This window comes from Faecalibacterium sp. I4-3-84 (assembly GCF_023347255.1).
GTDB lineage: Bacteria > Bacillota > Clostridia > Oscillospirales > Ruminococcaceae > Faecalibacterium > Faecalibacterium taiwanense.
In genome coordinates this window covers 1,670,258-1,688,150 of sequence record NZ_CP094466.1, presented here as the reverse complement: position 1 = coordinate 1,688,150, position 17,893 = coordinate 1,670,258, and the positions used below count along the sequence as shown (strand labels likewise).

Annotated in this window: 16 protein-coding genes and 1 tRNA gene; 6 read left to right on the top strand and 11 right to left on the bottom strand. The window is 56.3% G+C overall.

What is annotated here, in order from left to right:
• Nucleotides 1–9: 9 nt before the first annotated feature.
• The 5 genes from MTP41_RS08310 to MTP41_RS08290 all read right to left on the bottom strand — a co-directional run bounded on the left by MTP41_RS08310 (nt 10) and on the right by MTP41_RS08290 (nt 3,985).
• Nucleotides 10–819, bottom strand: coding sequence for a PTS mannose/fructose/sorbose/N-acetylgalactosamine transporter subunit IIC (locus tag MTP41_RS08310; RefSeq protein ID WP_117476613.1), 810 nt, complete (start codon nt 817–819; stop codon nt 10–12).
• A 31-nt stretch (nt 820–850) separates the two neighbouring features.
• On the bottom strand, nt 851–1,318 hold the full coding sequence (locus MTP41_RS08305; RefSeq protein WP_097773854.1) for a PTS sugar transporter subunit IIB: 468 nt from the start codon (nt 1,316–1,318) through the stop codon (nt 851–853).
• Entirely contained in the window at nt 1,315–1,743 is a 429-nt protein-coding gene (locus MTP41_RS08300; protein WP_249235306.1) for a PTS sugar transporter subunit IIA, read from the bottom strand. The genes MTP41_RS08305 and MTP41_RS08300 overlap by 4 nt, the downstream gene beginning before the upstream one ends.
• Before the next feature lie 259 nt (nt 1,744–2,002).
• Nucleotides 2,003–2,731: a GntR family transcriptional regulator gene (locus MTP41_RS08295; RefSeq protein ID WP_015565018.1), complete on the bottom strand. Its 729-nt coding sequence runs from the start codon at nt 2,729–2,731 to the stop codon at nt 2,003–2,005.
• Nucleotides 2,732–3,169: 438 nt separating this feature from the next.
• Nucleotides 3,170–3,985: a helix-turn-helix domain-containing protein gene (locus tag MTP41_RS08290; RefSeq protein ID WP_113991720.1), complete on the bottom strand. Its 816-nt coding sequence runs from the start codon at nt 3,983–3,985 to the stop codon at nt 3,170–3,172.
• A 450-nt stretch (nt 3,986–4,435) separates the two neighbouring features.
• On the opposite strand from MTP41_RS08290, the gene MTP41_RS08285 reads away from it, so the two are divergent.
• From MTP41_RS08285 to MTP41_RS08265, 5 genes are all read left to right on the top strand, one after another.
• Nucleotides 4,436–5,038 carry a CHC2 zinc finger domain-containing protein gene (locus tag MTP41_RS08285; RefSeq protein WP_249235305.1) on the top strand — a complete coding sequence of 201 codons (603 nt, stop codon included), beginning with the start codon at nt 4,436–4,438 and terminating at the stop codon, nt 5,036–5,038.
• Nucleotides 5,039–5,111: 73 nt separating this feature from the next.
• Nucleotides 5,112–6,428: a DNA primase family protein gene (locus MTP41_RS08280; RefSeq protein WP_249235304.1), complete on the top strand. Its 1,317-nt coding sequence runs from the start codon at nt 5,112–5,114 to the stop codon at nt 6,426–6,428.
• Nucleotides 6,429–6,618: 190 nt separating this feature from the next.
• The gene (mobV, locus tag MTP41_RS08275; RefSeq protein WP_249235303.1) at nt 6,619–7,593 is read left to right on the top strand and encodes a MobV family relaxase; all 975 of its coding nucleotides are present in this window, start codon (nt 6,619–6,621) and stop codon (nt 7,591–7,593) included.
• Nucleotides 7,594–7,605: 12 nt separating this feature from the next.
• Complete coding sequence (locus MTP41_RS08270) at nt 7,606–7,917, top strand: helix-turn-helix domain-containing protein (RefSeq protein ID WP_249235302.1); 312 nt, start codon at nt 7,606–7,608, stop codon at nt 7,915–7,917.
• Nucleotides 7,918–7,932: 15 nt separating this feature from the next.
• Complete coding sequence (locus tag MTP41_RS08265; RefSeq protein ID WP_249235301.1) at nt 7,933–9,321, top strand: site-specific integrase; 1,389 nt, start codon at nt 7,933–7,935, stop codon at nt 9,319–9,321.
• 150 nt (nt 9,322–9,471) lie between these two features.
• On the opposite strand, the gene MTP41_RS08260 is transcribed toward MTP41_RS08265, so the two are convergent.
• Nucleotides 9,472–9,548: transfer RNA gene (locus MTP41_RS08260), tRNA-Arg, on the bottom strand.
• A gap of 265 nt (nt 9,549–9,813) precedes the next feature.
• On the opposite strand from MTP41_RS08260, the gene tig reads away from it, so the two are divergent.
• A complete protein-coding gene (gene tig, locus MTP41_RS08255) occupies nt 9,814–11,109 on the top strand; it encodes a trigger factor (RefSeq protein ID WP_249235300.1) in 1,296 nt (431 codons plus the stop codon).
• A 74-nt stretch (nt 11,110–11,183) separates the two neighbouring features.
• On the opposite strand, the gene MTP41_RS08250 is transcribed toward tig, so the two are convergent.
• From MTP41_RS08250 to MTP41_RS08230, 5 genes are all read right to left on the bottom strand, one after another.
• Nucleotides 11,184–11,960, bottom strand: coding sequence for a sulfite exporter TauE/SafE family protein (locus MTP41_RS08250; protein ID WP_249235299.1), 777 nt, complete (start codon nt 11,958–11,960; stop codon nt 11,184–11,186).
• A gap of 1 nt (nt 11,961) precedes the next feature.
• Nucleotides 11,962–12,396 carry a MarR family winged helix-turn-helix transcriptional regulator gene (locus MTP41_RS08245; protein ID WP_249235298.1) on the bottom strand — a complete coding sequence of 145 codons (435 nt, stop codon included), beginning with the start codon at nt 12,394–12,396 and terminating at the stop codon, nt 11,962–11,964.
• Nucleotides 12,397–12,529: 133 nt separating this feature from the next.
• Nucleotides 12,530–14,875: a ferrous iron transport protein B gene (gene feoB / locus MTP41_RS08240; protein WP_249235297.1), complete on the bottom strand. Its 2,346-nt coding sequence runs from the start codon at nt 14,873–14,875 to the stop codon at nt 12,530–12,532.
• A 375-nt stretch (nt 14,876–15,250) separates the two neighbouring features.
• Nucleotides 15,251–16,276: a UDP-glucose 4-epimerase GalE gene (gene galE / locus MTP41_RS08235; RefSeq protein WP_005937424.1), complete on the bottom strand. Its 1,026-nt coding sequence runs from the start codon at nt 16,274–16,276 to the stop codon at nt 15,251–15,253.
• A gap of 359 nt (nt 16,277–16,635) precedes the next feature.
• Nucleotides 16,636–17,709 (bottom strand): aldose epimerase family protein, encoded by a 1,074-nt coding sequence (locus MTP41_RS08230; protein ID WP_120020787.1) that lies wholly within the window; start codon nt 17,707–17,709, stop codon nt 16,636–16,638.
• Between the last annotated feature and the right edge of the window lie 184 nt (nt 17,710–17,893).

Here is a 17,893-nt window from a genome sequence, read left to right as displayed (position 1 = left end):
TTCCTCCTATCAAAGATCGTCGTCATCTTCCAGCGGGTCGTAATCCGGGTTGGCAGCAGCTGCACCGGCAGCGGCTGCGGCGGGTGCGCCCTTGCCATACTTCAGACCGGTCAGGATCACAGCCAGAATTGCGGCGAAGATTGCCACAGCGGTAACATCCAGACCCAGATAGCCCACAAAGAAGAAGCCCAGCAGGAAGTAGACGGTCAGGTCGCGGTTGAGCATGGTGGACAGCAGCAGGGCAATACCGTAAGCGGTAAGGAACTTACTGCCGAGGTTCAGGCCATCGGTCAGCCATGCGGGGATGAAAGCCACGATCTTCTGCACCAGATCCGTGCCGAAGTAGACGGACAGGAAGATGGGGATAAAGTACATCAGGCTGTACAGCAGCGTGCCCCAGACGATGTGCATGCTCCATGCCTTGCGGAACTTGCCTTCTGCAATGGCGTGGTCGGCAACGTGGGTCAGGTTGGACAGGATGGTGCGCATCAGCACGCCCAGCATCTGGCCCAGAACAGCGATGGGAATGGCCAGCGCCAGTGCGGTCTCGGCAGAAGCATCGGTCAGGATGGCAAAAGCTGCGCAGATGATGGCAGCCATGTTCATGTCCGGGGGTGCTGCTGCGCCGATGTTCACGATGCCAAGGCTCATCAACTCGATGGATGCGCCAAGGGTCAGGCCGGTCTGCAGATCACCCAGCAGCGCACCGACGATGGTGCAGGTGATGAGCGGACGCTCGAAGTTCATGCGGCCCAGAATGCGCGAGTCCAGAATACAGAACACGCCAACCAGACCCAGAAGCAGTGCGGTAACAAACATGGGTCAATTCCTCCTTCTTATCTCCTTACGATCAGATGTGATCGATGGGTACTACCTTAAAGGTGGGGGTCTGCTGGCTGTAGATCTTAATGCCCATATCCAGCAGCTTCTGGGTGTCTGCCTGCTCCTCCGGGGTCAGGAATACCGACTGGTCAAAGGCCTTGGAGCCGGGCTTGTTTGCCACAGCGCCGTAGTTGATCTCTTTGATCTTGGGGTATGCCTGGCAGAACTTGAGCAGGGCAGCGGTGTTGCCGAAGATCATCATGATCTTCTCGTCCAGCTGCTCCACCTTGGGCATCTTGGCGATGGCCTTGTCCACCGTAAAGATGTTCACCCGGACACCGGCAGGCTTGCTTAGCAGCAGGGCGGACTTTTTCATTTCGTCGTTGGCAGCGTCATCGTCCACCACGATGATGCGCTGTGCGCCCACATGGCCGGTCCACGAGAATACCACCTGACCGTGCAGCAGGCGGTAGTCCAGACGTACTAATTTGATCATAGGTCATCCTCCTCATCTTGGGCTGCGTTTTTCAGCAGCAGGTTGCAATCAATGATCTGCGCCTTGGCATCTGCAATGCACTCGGCCAGTTCGTCCTGTGTCAGGGCTTCGTCGTTGGAAGCAAGGGTCAGCACCAGAGAAGCGTTCATGCCGCAGATCAGGTGCACCGCCGGATACTCCGGCAGAAGGGTCAGCATCTCGTTGTTCACGCTGCCGCCCATCACATCGGTCACGATGTACACAGCATCCTCTGCTGCAAAGCCCTCCAGCAGCCGGCGTGCCGCTACCGTGATAGGCTCGGTCTCATCCCGCAGGGTAGCAAGGGCATAAAGGTTCGGCATCTCGCCAAGGATCATCTGCACGGTGTCCTTCATCCCGGCAGACAGCCCTCCGTGCGAAGCAAGAATGATTCGGTTCATACGCATCCACGACCTTTCTTGTGTTTCCTTCATCTCTTCGGCGTCTGTATCATCCTATTCGTTATAGACGTCATAATCGTCATGTACATAGTATCACATTTTGCACAGACGTCAAGAGGTTTTTCTAAAAAAATCTTTACTTTGGTAACGTGCACAAAGCATCTCCCCTATATTTTAGCAGTTTCACCAACAATTCTCCTTGGAACGACAAAAAGAGCGTCTTTTCCGGGTGGAAAAGACGCTCTTTTGGGACAGAATTCTGCCCTTAAAACTCAAACATATACCGGCTTCCAATGTAATACTGCCGCCCGATGCACAGCGGGTGGTCATATTGGTCATGGAAGTAGGCGTTCAGATACAGCAGCGGCTCGCCCAGCGAAAGGTTGAGCAGCTGTGCCTGTTCTGCCGAAGCCCGTACCGCCTCGATACGCTGGCAGGAGGTCGTTGCAGGGCGCAGCCCGGAGATGCGCTCAATGGTGTCAAACATGGAAACATCATTGAGATTCTCGCTCATCAGGCTCTTGTAGGGCTCGTAGGGCAGGAAGAGATTTTCCAGAAACACCGGCTGACCATCGGCGGTGCGCAGACGCTGGATATAGATGAGCAAGGCTTCCGGGCCTACATGGAAGAAGGCTTCCTCATCCTTACGCACCGGCACGATCTGACGGTTCAGCAGCCGGGCGCCCGGCACCATGCCGTACTCTTTGCAGGTCTCCGTAAAGCTGGCAGTTCCTCTGCCGCTGGCAAACTTACGATGGATGCGGGGCTTGCTGACAAAGGTGCCCCGCCCCTGCATTTTGACCAGATACCCTTCGGCGCACAGCTCTTCCACGGCACGGCGCACCGTGATGCGGCTGACCGAGTACTCTGCACTCAGCTCCGGCTCCGGGGGGATCTTCTCGTTGGTTTTGTACTTGCCGCTCTCGATCGCGGCACGAATGTCATCCTTTACCTGCTGGTAAAGCGGGACGACAGCACTATCATTGATTGCCATGGAATACCTCACCCTCAAATTGAGTATATCGTTATAAACATTATATTCATCTTATGGCTATGATAGTGCATATTCTGCGAATTGTCAAGTAAAACTTGCAGTCAATTTTTTGTGCGAGGTGACGGATGCGCCCCGTGCTGCACAGGGCACCCCATTTTCCAGTGCCCTGCCGGGAAGAATCCAAAGAGCGGCGGAACGCTCGTTGGCACACGACTTTGCTTGCAAAGTCTAGTGTGTTACACCTTGGTTCCGGCTGATGCGGAAAAGGGGCTGCGAAAGGCTCCGGCAAGCACCTGTTCTGTGGCAGAAGGATGCGCGGATGGGCGTGGCAGTTGACGGTCTTTGCCCACCCAGCACAGGCTTGCAGAGGAACCAATGGTGTACGTTCTCCTTCCTGCCGCAGCAGCGTTTTTCCCCTATAAGCCGCAAGGTAAATAATCAACGTCTGTGCTTTCCCCGGTTGCCTGCAAGTGTCCCCGGTTTCAGCATTGCCGTTTTATAAAGGATCTTCTTTATCAGCTTTCTTTCATCCTCTGTCAGCTTATCGTAGTTGATGCCGATTGCCTTCAATGCCGTTCGGATCTTCTTTTCATCCGCAGACCCTTCATGTTTCTGTGCATCCTCCAGTTCCTTCATCAGGTTATCGATCATTGAACCATCCGAAGTGGTCTTGTCCTTGCGGTGTTCCGTCTTGATGTTCTTCAGGATGGCCACCAACTCATCGTACAAGACCCGGCCAAAGTACTCATCTTCATCGATCTGCCCCAGCTTCAAGGTGCTCATGTACAAATCGTTTTCATCTGCTGCATACTTCTTTTTCAGCATTTGCCGGGTCGCTTCCAGACCAGCATTGAGGTTTTGAATGTTTGCGCTGACATATCCGTCCACATAGATTTCCAGATCGGTCATGAACCTCTGAAAATTCTCATGCACGATCAGCTCACACAGCAGCCGATGATTGAATTTTCCATTCCTTAATACGTCCACTGCGCCATCGCTCAGATGCAAGTCCGAAAGGACTGCATCTGGGCGTTTTTTGTTTTCCGTCACACCCAGCAGGTAGTCGGTGGTCACACCATAGAACTCAGCCAGCGTTGTCACCGCATAAATGCTGAGGTCGGTCACATCGTCGCTTTCGTATTTCGACAGTGCCGATTTGGACAGACCCGTCTGCTCTGCCAGCGTTTCCAGCTTCAGATTCCGCTCCACACGCAGGTCTTTGAGCCGTTCTCCCAGTGTCAGCTTGATGTTCATGGTCGCACCTCCGATGTTTTTTGCACAGTATACCACTTCCGGCGGTTTCTGTCCATAAGCGTGGAATTTTGCAGTTTCTGCACCTGTTTTCCGACATTATGGATATACGGCACAGCGGCCGTTGCGGTGCTATCCTATAGACAGAAAGAAAACATATTAACTCCCCGGCAGCGAACATATTAAGGGCTTCCCGCGAAAGCCCTCTGAAATATCTTTCATACCAGAACCTTGAGAACAGAATGACCGTCCGAACTGCCCAGACCGCCAAGACCTCCCATCGGGGGAGCGAGCGCCCTGCATGGGGCCGACACAGAGTCCAAAAAGATTTCCTGTCGGGAGGCAGCAAGGGAGACCGGCTTCACCGAGATTCCCACTTAGGAACACCGGTGACTTTGAACGTGGCAGGGATCAAAACGATCCGTGCCAGAGCCTTTGACCAAAGGAGAGATTTTGAGTTTATATCAAAAGATCAAGTCCGCCATCACCGTTCGGCAGGTGGGAGAGATGTACGGCATGGAACCCGACCGCCATGGCATGGTGTGCTGTCCGTTCCATTCCGACAGCGACCCCAGCATGAAGCTGAACGACAACTATTATTATTGCTTTGGCTGTGGAGCCAACGGAGATGCCATCGACCTCACCGCCAAACTGTTCGACCTGAACCCCCGGCAAGCCGCCGAGAAGCTCGCAAGTGACTTCGGGCTTGACCCGGACAAGCCGCCCGCCAATGCCATCGCCCTGCTGCCGCCCAAGCGTGGCCTGACAGACGAGCAGTGGGCAGACATCGCCTACTGCCTGCGGGTGCTGACCGATTATCTTGACCTGCTGCACAACTGGCGAGAGCGCTACAAGCCTGCCACCCCGGAGGAATCGCATGACCCACGGTTTGAAGAAGCCCTCCACATGACCGAGACCATCGAGCACCTGACGGACTGCGTTGCATTTGGGACACCCCAGCAGAAAGCCGATGCCGCTGCACGGCTGCTGTCCGGGTCGTACCTGCTGATGCTGGAGGAGCGCACCGACCGCCTTGCTCTGGCAAAGTGCGCCTAATAGTTTATTCACCCGAAGTGGTGGGTCTCACCGTGAGACCCACCACTTCACTTTTCTAAAGGAGAACCACTCTATGAAGAAAAACATTTCCCGCAACCCCTTATGGCCGGACTGGTACAACGGCAAAAAGATCGACGAAGTCCAGTTTGGCCGTGCCTTTCTGGAACAGTGGCCGCTGAAATGCGTCAACGGTACGCTGTACACGCTGGACGGTCCGGTGGAGGACGAGAGCGAGATCAAGCAGCGCATCTTGGAGAACATCGAGGAATATGTCACCTCCGGCCTGTCCAAAAAGGTCACCAACATTCTGGAGACCATCAAGCTGCTGGCTTTTTCCGACCCGTTCCCCATCGAACAGGACTGCATCCACCTCCAGAACGGCGTGTACCATCTGCCAGACGGCTCTTTTCAGGAGAGCCGCCTGTTCTGCCAGAACCGCCTACCTGTGAAGTACGACCCAAAAGCACCCAGCCCTGACCGCTGGCTGACCTTTTTGCACGAGCTGCTGGACGATGCCGACATCCCCACCTTACAGGAATATCTGGGCTACTGCCTGGTCCCCAGCACCAAGGGGCAGAAGATGATGCTCATTGTCGGCAAGGGCGGCGAGGGCAAGTCCCGCATCGGGCTGGTACTGAAACGGCTCATGGGAGATGCCGCCAGCAATGGCAGCGTCCAGAAAGTGGAGAACAATCGCTTTGCCCGCGCCGATCTGGAACGCCGCCTGCTGATGATCGATGATGACATGGACATGAACGCCCTGCCCAAAACGAATTATATCAAGACCATCGTGACCGCCGAAGCCAAGCTGGACTTGGAGCGCAAGGGTGTCCAGAGCTACCAGCGGGACATCTACGCCCGGTTCCTCTGCTTTGGCAACGGTGCGCTGACCTCGCTATACGACCATTCGGATGGCTTCTTTCGCCGCCAGCTCATCCTGACCACCAAGGACAAGCCCACCGACCGCATGGATGACCCCTTCCTTGTGGAGAAGATGTGCGCCGAGTTGGAAGGCATCCTGCTCTGGTGTCTGGAAGGGCTGCACCGGCTGGTGCAGAACGATTTCCGCTTCACGGTCAGCCCCAAAGCTGCTGCCAACGTGGACACCATCAAGCGCAGCAGCAACAATGTCATCGACTTCATGGAATCTGAGGGCTACTTCCGCTTTAAGGCAGACTACTCCATCAGTTCCAAAGATTTCTATGAAATCTACAAACTGTGGTGCGAAGATAACGCCTGTCACAGCGTATCGGCGATCCGTTTCAGCGCAGAACTGCGCCAGAATGACCGCCGCTATAACCTTGAAGCCACCAACAACATCTATCTGCCCGGTGGCCGCAGGGTGCGGGGTTTCGTGGGCATTGAGCCGCTTGTCCACCCCTGCCCGTAAAAAGTGCATTTTTTCACGGAAGAAGTTCGTACAACCTGTACGGTCTGTACTTGTACGTACCTGTACGACGAGTCGAAACAAATTAAGCGAATTATCGTTTATATTTCAGATTTCCGTACGCCGTACGAACCGTACAGGTTATTTGAAGTCCGTACAGATTTTTTGTACACCCCAAGAAGGAGCGTGGTCTATGAAAGCCCAATACGGAATCCTGCGATTCAAAAAGTACAAGGGGCCTGCCATCAGCCCCATCGAAGCCCACAACGAGCGCACCAAGGAGCAGTACGCCAGCAACCCGGATATCGACACGAACCGGAGCCGCTACAACCTCCATCTGGTGCAGCCGCAGGGCAGGTACCGGGAAGAAGCCGACCGCATGATAGCCGCCGCCCACTGCCGTGTCCGCAAGGACAGCGTACGGGTGGTGGAGGCTCTTGTCACCGCCAGCCCGGAGTTTTTCAAGGATAAGACCAACCGGGAGATCAAGGCGTATTTCGAGTATGCCTTAGAGTTTCTGAAAAGCAAGCAGAACGCCCAAACTTTTATCTCGGCTGTTGTCCACATGGACGAGAAAACGCCCCACCTGCACCTCTGCTTCGTGCCCCTGACTGCTGACGGACGGCTGAGCGCGAAAGAGATTATTGGCAACCGCAAGAACCTTGTGAGGTGGCAGGACGAGTTCTGGCAGCACATGGTCAAGCAGTACCCGGAGCTGGAACGGGGCGAAAGCGCCAGCCAGACCGGGCGAGAGCACATCCCGCCCCGCATCTTCAAGGAGATGACCCAGTTGACCAAGCAGAAGGAGCAGTTGGATGCCCTGTTGGTGGGCATTACCCCCTTCAACGGCAAGAGCCGTGCGGCGGAGATCAGCAAGGTGCTGGACAGCTATATCCCCAACGTGGCACGGATGAAGGACCATCTGCGAAAGTACAACGTAGCCTTCACCAAGACCGCCGTCGAAAATGAAAAGCTGAAAGAGAAAAACAGGACGCTCTCTGCCTCGCTGGACAAAGCGAAGGAAGGGAGCGTCTTGAAGCGTCTGGAGGATGCCAAGCTGCGACAGGACTATGAAGCCGCCCTGAAAACGCTGGACAGCATCCCGCCGGAGGTCATTCGATTCTACGAAAACCGCACGCAGGAGCCTGTGGTGCGTCATGAAGTATAAGGAGAAAAGCATATGGATATGAATTTTGAGAAGAACGCATCTGTGAAATTTGAAGATTATACGAAAAAATTCTTGCAGTCGGACTCGGATCCGGCTACAATGGAGGTGGTCACTCGAACCAATGCCGTCAAGTCTCCGACCAACAGCCCTGAGACCACAAAGCTGGTGTACACGGTGAAGGAGGTCGCACAGATGCTGGCCATCAGCCAGCGTGCCGCCTACAACCTGTGCAACAGTACCACCGAATTCCGTGTCCTGCGGGCAGGCGGAAGCATCCGCATCCCGAAAGACAGCTTCGATGCGTGGCTCTACCGGGCAGCTTGATAAGGAGGCAAATCTATGGCATATATCACGAAACGCGGCAGTTCTTACAGCGTCCGCTACACCTATCAGGACGAGCACGGCAAGAGCTGCGACAAATGGGAGAGCTTTCCCACCAAAGAGGAGGCGGTGAAACGCCAGAAGCAGATCGAGCATGAGCTGGCGACCGGCAATTTCCTGATCCCGTCCACGGTGACGGTGGCAGAGTTCCTCATGGACTGGCTACCCAAGCAGTGCAGCAAGCACAAGTGGGCACCCAAGACCTACCAGTCCAATCTGGCGCTCATTCAGAACCTCATCATCCCTTATATCGGGGAGATGCAGATGCAGAAGCTGCGGCCCTACCACATCGAAGCCCTGTACGACACCCTGAGCAAGACCCCCTGCGGACAGTATGTGGGCGGCAAGCGGCGAGACCTCTCGCCCAAGCAGCAAAAGCGCACCCTCTCCGGCACTACCCTCCATGAGGTCCACCAACTGCTGCACAATTCCTTTCTGCTGGCAGTGGAGTGGGGCATCCTTATCAAAAGTCCCGTCCCGGTGGAAGCGCCAAAAAAGACCACTCAAGAGCGCAGTATCTGGGAGGTGGAGGAGATGCGGGCAGCGCTGGACAGCATGGAGGACCCCATCCTGCATCTGGCGGTGCACCTGACGCTGGTGGGTGCGCTGCGGGAAGGGGAGGTGGCAGGTCTGACCCCGGAGGACATCGACTTTGATGCTGCCAACGGCATGGGCACCTTCACCGTCAACCGTTCCATGCAGCGGGTGCAGAAGGACACGCTGGCACAGGTGGACAAGGGCTGCATCCTCCGCATCTTCCCGGACAAGCTGGAGGGCAGCAAGACCTCCCTCATCCTGAAAGACACCAAGACCGAAGCCTCCTGCCGCACCATCTTTATGACCGCTGCCCTGCGGGAGGAACTGAAGCAGTGGCTGGAACGGCTGAAGCGGGAAGAAGCCCTCGACCCGGAGCGGTACCGCAGCAGCGGGATGCTGCTGCGGCTCCCCAACGGTCTGGCGGTGGAGCCGGTGCTCATCCGCAAAAAGTTCCTGAAATGGCAGGACGCGCACCCGGAGTTCCCCCGTATCGTCTTTCATGGGCTGCGGCATTCCAGTGCCACCTATCAGCTGATGATCTCCGGCGGTGACATCAAGGCGGTGCAGGGGACCACAGGACACGCCAGTGCGGATATGCTGGTGAACACCTACGCTCATATCCAGCAGTCCTCCCGTGTGGAGCTGGGCAAGAAGTTTGAAAGCGGCTTCTATGCCAAGCCCGACACCTCCAGCCCGCAGGCTGTACCCGCCGCAGGCGAACCCACCATCTCCATGACGGCTCTTTTGGAATTGCTGAAGGATGCCGACCCGGAAATGAAGGCAAAGCTGCGCCTGGCACTGCTCACCTGATGCAAAAAAGGGCACTGATTGCAATGCAATACAGCGCCCTACATAATCGGACATGGAAAACACCGACCGTGCAAAAACCGTGCAGAAACCGTGCAGCCATGGCTTACAAAACAAAAAAGCCATGAAATCTTTCGATTTCACGGCATTTTCTGGTGCGATGGAAGGGACTCGAACCCCCGGCCTACTGATTCGTAGTCAGTCACTCTATCCAGCTGAGCTACCAACGCATACGTTCCGTTCGGAACATGATGTATTCTATCACTCAGACTGGGTTTTGTCAACCGTTTTTTGCAAATATTTTTGTCTTTTTCAAAAAGCAGCATTTTTTATGATTTTTCTTGTATCGTTTTTGTCGTTCTTGTGCTATAATAGCCTTACTATATGTTTTTAATCTGTGTCCGTGCAGGGGTACAGGAGCTTTACGGGCAGCACCGCGTGGAGGCTGCGCCGCCTGGTTTTCTCTGCAGCGAGACACCACGGAGGGTAGATCCTATGAAACTGGTAAGCGTGGAAACTCCCGAAAAGAGTGTCTGCAAAATGACCTTCAGCGCCAGCCCCGAAGAGCTGGAAGCTGCATCCAACGCCGTTTACGAACGCACCCGCGCCTCCTATACGATCCGCGGCTTCAAGAAGGGCGAAGCGGACCGCGCACAGATCGAGGCTGACCGCGGCGAGCACACCTTCTGGTACGATGCCATCAACGATCTGATGGACAAGGACGTGCCCGCGCTGTATGATGCCGCCATGGCAGAGCACGGCTTTGTGGCTGTTGACAATCCTGTGTACGATCTTGTGAGCGTGAAAAAGGACGAGGGCTTTGTGGCCACTGCCACGGTTGCTCTGCAGCCTGAACTGAACCTGACCAAGACCACCGGCTTTACCGCCGAGTGCGTCACTCCGGAAGTGACCGACAAGGAGATCGACAATGTGCTGGAGCGCCGCCGCGCTGCTGCCGCTGAGCTGGTGCCGCACAAGGGTCCGGCCGTAAAGGGCAACATCGTACATATCGATTACGAAGGTCTGCTGGAGGGCAAGCCCTTCCAGGGCGGCACCGCAAAGAACCAGGCCGTCCAGCTGGGCAGCGGCCGCATGATCCCCGGCTTTGAAGAGGGCATTCTGGGCCACAAGGCAGGCGAGGAATTCGAGATCTTCGTCACCTTCCCGAACCGTTACCACGCAAAGGATCTGGCCGGTAAACCCGTCGTGTTCAAGATCAAGCTGATCGACGTATGTGTGCGCCAGATCCCTGCTCTGAACAGCGACTTTGCCAAGAAGGTTGCCAATCTGGACACCATGGACGAGCTGCGTGCACAGGTCAAGCAGCAGCTGCACGACGGCAAGCACGCCGGTGCGCTGAACCGTGCCAAGGATCAGATCCTGACCCAGCTGGCCGATGTTTCTGAGGGCGAACTGCCCAGTGTGCTGGTGGAGACCACCTACCAGCAGCAGATGGAGCAGATCCAGCAGCAGCTGCAGATGCAGCGCCTGAGCCTGGATCGCTACCTGAGCCAGATCCACGAGACCCGCGAGAGCTTTACCGCCAAGGTGCGCTCTTCTGCCGAGAAAACCGCCCGTGTGCACATGGCTCTGCTGCAGATCGCGCAGCAGGAAAATCTGGTGCCCACCGAGGAAGATATCGATAAGGCTCTGGCCGCTCGTGCAGAGCGCGCCAAAAAGACGCTGGAAGAGATCAAGGAAAAATCCGATATTCCCGCCATGCGCCGCAACGAGGGCATCCGCAAGGCTGCCGACTGGGTGATCGAGCACTCCACCATTGAAGAAAAGTAAGTTCTGATACAGAGAAAGCCCGTGCAGTTTCCGGCTGCACGGGCTTTCTTTTTTTATTTGAAGGGCAGGGGATATCAGCTCAGAAGGTTGAAGCCCATAATGACCACGCCCAGCACCACCAGCACAATACCGGTGGCACGGTTCAGGGTCTTGGGGTCTGCCTTATTGGCAAACACAGCGGCAATGCGCGCCCACAGCAGGGTGAACGCCACGCACAGCGCCCAGACGAACCAATTGGGCGCACCGCCGATCATGAAGTGGGAGACAGCACCGGTCAGAGCGGTGAAGGTCATAATGAACACGCTGGTGCCCACGGCGGTCTTCAGCTCGTAGCCCAGCACACTGGTGAGGATGAGCAGCATCATCATGCCGCCGCCTGCGCCGATGAAGCCGCAGATGAAGCCGATGAGCACACCGCACACGATGGACTGGATGGCACGCTTTTTGGCGCTGACACCCTGCATAGCTTCCTTGGTCGTCATGACCGGGCGCACAATGAACTTGATGCCCAGCAGGAAGGTCATGAACACCGAGAAGCCGCCCATGGTGGCAGCGGGCATTCTGCTGGCCACCCAGCTGCCCACCACCGTGAACACCAGCACGCTGGCCATCATGATCAGGCCGTTTTTGATATCCAGGTTCTTGTTTTTGTGGTAGGTATAGGCCGAAACGGCGCTGGCCAGCACATCCGAAGAAAGGGCGATGCCCACCGCCATATAGGGGTCCATGTGCAGGAAGGTGATGAGCATGGGGCTGATAACTGCAGCCGCACTCATACCGGCAAAGCCGGTGCCAAGGCCGGCCCCCATGCCGGCAAAAAAGGTGACAAGAACCGTAAACAACACGTTCATTTTATGCGTTCTCCTTTATAATTTCGTCCAGATTTTTCCCGATCAGCTCCATGGTCCGGAAAAAGACCTCCTGATCGGCCGGCTCCACATGATCCAGCAGGCGCTTGAAAAAGGCGTTCTGCACGGCACGGCCCCGGCGGATGATCGGGTCTGCCTTGCCGGTGCAGAGAAGCTTCGTTTTGCGGCGGTCGCCGACCACAGCGTACCGTTCCAGATACCCTTCCTGCACCAGCTTATCCACATTCATGGAGACGAGGTTCGCCTTGATATGGCGCACCTCCACGATATCCCGGGCCGTTTTATAGTCCGGGTTGTTGGCAAGAAACATCAAAATGTCAAATGCCGTCTGCGGCAGCTTCAGCTCCTGACACAGCGGCTTACAGACGGCATTGTACGCCTGCGAGGTCTTGATCGCAAATTCTACGTTCGGGTTCACAGCAGGTCCGTCCTTTCATCTTTGAATGATTCATTTTTGAAGTATTATAGTGCAGAAGAGGAGAGATGTCAAGAGAAAAAGAGGTCCTGAAAAGCCCGCAGGCTTTTCAGGACCTCAAAACCAAACGAATATTTCAGAACAGCACCACAGCCGCCAGACGCACCAGCAAAGCGCACAGCCATGCCACGGCGCACTGATTCACCACCATGATGACCGCCCACTTGTTGCCCAGCTCCCGCTTGACCGATGCCACTGCCGCGATGCAGGGGGTGTACAGCAGGCAGAACACCAGCAGGGGAGCCGCCTGCGCCGGGGTGAGGGCCGCCGACAGCGCAGCTTCGGAGCCAAAGAGGATGAGCAGCGAGGACACCACGCTCTCCTTTGCCATGAAGCCGGTGATGAGGGCGGTGGATATGCGCCAGTCCGCAAAGCCCAAAGGCCCGAACAGCGGGGCGATGTCGCCCGCAATGCGGGCAAGGATGCTGGCCTGCGGGTCGGCGGTCAACCGCAGCTGCAGGTCAAAGTTCTGCAAAAACCAGATGACGATGGTGGCCGCAAAGATCACCGTGAAGGCCTTCTGCAAAAAGTCCCGGGCCTTTTCCCACAGCAGCTGTGCCACGTTTTTCAGGCCGGGCAGGCGGTAGTTGGGCAGCTCCATGACAAAGGGCACCGCCTCGCCCTTGAACACCGTGCTCTTGAGCAGCAGTGCCGCCAGCACGCCCACCGCGATGCCGGTAAAGTACAGCAGCACCATCACAAGGCCCGCATACTGCGGGAAGAACGCCGCCGCAAACAGGCTGTAGATGGGCAGCTTTGCCGAGCAGCTCATGAACGGGGTGAGCAGGATGGTCATTTTGCGGTCCCGCTCCGAGGGCAGGGTGCGGCTTGCCATGACGCCGGGCACCGTGCAGCCAAAGCCGATGAGCATGGGCACGATGCTGCGGCCCGAAAGGCCGATGCGGCGCAGCAGCTTATCCATCACAAAGGCCACGCGGGCCATGTAACCGGTATCCTCCAGCATGGAGAGGAAGAAGAACAGCACCACGATGATGGGCAGAAAGCTCAGCACGCTGCCCACGCCGGTAAAGATGCCGTCGATGAGCAGGGAGTGCACCGCCGCATTGACGTTCCAGTTGGTAAGCGCCGTGTCCACGATGCCGGTCAACGCGTCGATGCCCGTTTCCATCAGGTTCTGGAAGAACAGGCCGATGACATTGAAGGTGAGGAAGAACACCAGACCCATGATGGCGATAAAGGCCGGGATGGCGGTGTACTTGCCGGTGAGGAATTTGTCGATGCGGTTAGAGCGCAGCTGCTCTTTGCTTTCGTGGGGCTTGACCACCGTCTTGGCCACCAGCTCCTGAATAAAGGAGAACCGCATATCCGCAATGGCGGCGGCGCGGTCCAGCCCGCGCTCCTGCTCCATCTGCACGATGATATGCTCGATCATCTCTTTTTCATTCTGATCCAGCTTCAGGGCTTCCTCAATGCGCTGGTCGCCCTCCACCAGCTTGGTGGCGGCAAACCGCACCGGAATGCCCGCCGCCTTAGCGTGGTCCTCGATCAGGTGGATGATGCCGTGGATGCAGCGGTGTACGGCGCCGCCGTGGTCGTCCTCACTGCAGAAATCCATGCGACCGGGCCGCTCCTGATACTTTGCCACATGAAGGGCGTGGTCTACCAGCTCATCCACGCCCTCATTCTTGGCGGCGGAGATGGGAATGACCGGGATGCCCAGCATGGCCTCCATCTTGTTGATGCGCACCGTGCCGCCGTTGCCGCGCACCTCGTCCATCATGTTCAGTGCCAGCACCATGGGGATGTCCAGCTCCATGAGCTGCATGGTCAGGTAGAGGTTGCGCTCGATGTTGGTGGCATCCACGATGTTGATGATGCCGGTGGGCTTTTCGCCGATGATGAACTGCCGGGTGACGATCTCCTCGCTGGAATAGGGGGACATGGAGTAGATGCCCGGCAGGTCGGTGACCTCGGTCTCCGGGTGGCCCTTGATGGCACCGCTCTTGCGGTCCACCGTCACGCCCGGGAAATTGCCCACATGCTGGTTGGAACCGGTGAGCTGGTTGAACAGGGTGGTCTTACCGCAGTTCTGGTTGCCAGCCAGCGCAAAGGTGAGGGTCCTATCCTCGGGCAGGGGATTCTCCCCCTTTTTGATGTGGTATTTTCCGCCCTCGCCAAGGCCGGGGTGATCCACCATTCTATCATCTGCCGGAGCCGCCGACATTGCCGGGGCCTTTTCGGTGGGGGTGATGCCGATCTGCGCGGCATCGTCCAGCCGGAGGGTCAGCTCGTAGCCATGGATGCGCAGCTCCATGGGGTCGCCCATGGGTGCCAGCTTGACCAGCGTGACCTCCGCCCCCGGGATCAGACCCATATCCAGAAAATGCTGGCGCAGTGCGCCGCTGCCGCCGACGGTATCCACAACAGCGCTTTTTCCGATCTGCAATTCTTTTAATGTCATAAGATCGACCTTCTCATTTTATCCACTGTCAAAGTGTGTTAGTTTGTGTTAACAATAGTAATATAGGCTAACTTTGCGCGGTTGTCAATAGATAAAATGGTGAAGGTTTAACTCCCCCAGTCTGCTGCGCAGACAGCCCCCTCTGGGATGGGGCCTTTGGCATAGCGGGAAAGTTTGCAGCTAAAACGCAAAGCTTGCAGGCACGCCAGAGGCTCCCTCTCCGAGGACGACTTCCCCCGGCCGGGGGAAGATGTCACCGCAGATGACAAAAAGGGGAATCTGGCAAAACCGTCAGGTTTTGACGGAGGGAGTTTGCACACAAAAAAGCCGTGCCCCCTCTTTTCAGAGAATGCACGGCTTTGAAAGCTTATGCGTTTACTTCACAGTGTGGTAGCCATCGGGGTTGTTCTTCTGCCAGTTCCAGCTGTCGGCACACATTTCCTCGATGCCGTATTCCGCCACCCAGCCAAGCTCGTTCTTTGCCTTGGTGGGGTCTGCATAGCACTCGGCAATGTCGCCGGGGCGGCGCGGGTCGATCACATAGGGGATCTCCTTACCGCATGCCTTGGAGAATGCGTGGATCACATCCAGCACGCTGTAGCCCTTGCCAGTGCCCAGATTGCAGATGAACAGGCCGCAGTTCGTTTCCAGCTTCTTGATGGCGCACACATGGCCGCGGGCCAGATCCACCACGTGGATGTAGTCGCGCACGCCGGTGCCGTCCGGGGTGGGATAGTCGTTGCCAAAGACATGCACCTTTTCCAGCTTGCCTACGGCCACCTTGGCGATATAGGGCATGAGGTTATTGGGGATGCCGTTGGGGTCCTCGCCGATGAGGCCGGACTTGTGCGCACCAATGGGGTTGAAGTAGCGCAGCAGGGCCACGTTCAGGCTGGGGTCTGCCTTGCACACATCCTGCAGGATGCGCTCGGTGAACACCTTAGTCGTGCCGTAGGGGTTGGTGGTGGCACCGGTGGGGAAGTCCTCGGTGATGGGCACGCTGGCGGGGTCGCCATAGACGGTTGCGGAAGAGCTGAACACGAAGTTGTGGCAGTTGTGATGGCGCATCACGTCCAGAATGACCAGCGTGCAGTTGAGGTTGTTGTAATAGTATTCAATGGGCTTGGAAACACTCTCGCCCACTGCCTTGTAGGCTGCGAACTGGATCACAGCAGTAATGTCCGGGCACTCAGAGAAGATGTGCTCCACATCCTCGTGCTTGGTCATATCTGCCTTGTAAAAGCGGAAGTCCTTGCCGGTGATCTGCTTGATGCGGTCCAGCACCACCGGAGATGCATTATAATAGTTATCTGCCACAACAACGTCGTAGCCAGCGTTCAGCAGTTCGATGCAGGTGTGGCTGCCGATATAACCGGCGCCGCCGGAAACCAAAATTGCCATAGCCTAGTACCTCTCTCGCTCATTTACATTACAGTTGATGCCGGCATTCCCCGGCCTTGCCTAAAGAATACCGCTTTTATGGCTCAGAATCAAGGGATGTGTCTTTTATTTAGATGAATTTTTGTTGCATCTTTGTTTTTGAGGTTTTGATTTGAAAACGTTTTTTGTCATTTTGTCATGGATAAAAGGCACGGTTTGTGCAAAACATAGAAATGACGCGAAAACTCCCTCCGTCAAAGCCTGACGGCTTTGCCAGCTCCCTCGGAGAGGGTTGTCGCCGTAGGCGACTGGGGGAGTTTTCCTCCTGCCACGCAAAAAACGCCTGCCGGAGCAGGCGTTTTTGTGTGGTACATCATTTTTTACAATTTTCCGCACTGCTTGCCGGTGAAGAAGCGCAGGGTGGTGGTGGCGCGGAACACCTTGCCTGCCCGCAGCACCGTGGTGGGGAACTCCGGGTGGGAAGGGCTGCAGGGGTAGTGCTGGGTCTCCAGCGCAAAGCCGCCGTACTTCTGCATGGGCACGCCGCCCTTGCCGGGGGTGGGGCAGTCCTGCAAAAAGTTGCCGGTGTACAACTGGATGCCCGGCTGGGTGGTGTACAGTTTCATGCTGATGCCGGTCTTTTCACTGGTGACCCATGCGCAGATGCTCTGGCTGGAGCCGCGGGCGCGGTCGATCACAAAGCAGTGGTCGTAGCCACCGCCCACCATGGTGGTCTGGGCAAAGCCGGTATCGATATCCCGGCCAATGAGCTTTCCCTCGGTAAAATCCATGGGGGTGTTTGCCACCGGCAGAATGGCACCGGTGGGGCAGGTCTGATTGTTGCCTTCCAGATAGTTGGAGGCATAGATGCGCAGCTTCTGGCCCAGAATATCGCCCTCACCGTTCAGGTTGAAGTAGCTGTGGTTCGTGAGGTTCACGATGGTATCCGCATCCGAAGAGACGCGGTAATCCATGCGGAAGGCATTGTCCTCGGTGAGGGTATAGCGCACCGCCAGCTTCAGGCTGCCGGGGAAGCCGTCCTCGCCGTCTGGGCTTTCAGCCTCCATGAGCAGGGTATCGCCAAAGGATTTTACCCGGTACAGCTTGCGCGAAAAGCAACCGTGCAGATGGTTGGGGCCGTTGTTGGCTTCCAGCTGGTAGGTCTTGCCGCCCACGCTGAAGGTGGCATTCTCGATGCGGTTGGCATAGCGGCCTACGAACGCGCCGCAGCAGGTGCTGCTGGAGGACGTGAAGTCATCCTCATAATCTGCCATGGTGTCGTGGCCCAGCACGACATCCACCGGGCCGTTCTTGGCCGGAACGATGATGTTTTTAATGATGCATCCGTAGTCCAGAACGCTCACCGTCAGGCCGCCGGGATTGGAAAGGATGTACTCTGTAACATTTGCGCCCTGTTTGGTCACACCGAAGGGCTTGGAGCGGATCTGTGCCATTGGGCATTCGCCTCCTCAGATTTTACTCGGACATACAGTCAGGCAGACTTCCACTGTATTCTATCTTATTTATGATTATATCACAGTTTTATATCTTTGTGGGGAACCGATTTTAGAATTTGCATCCAATTTTTCCAGCTATTTTTTGTTGAAATTATTCAGGTGGCGAGGCATGTAACACAAA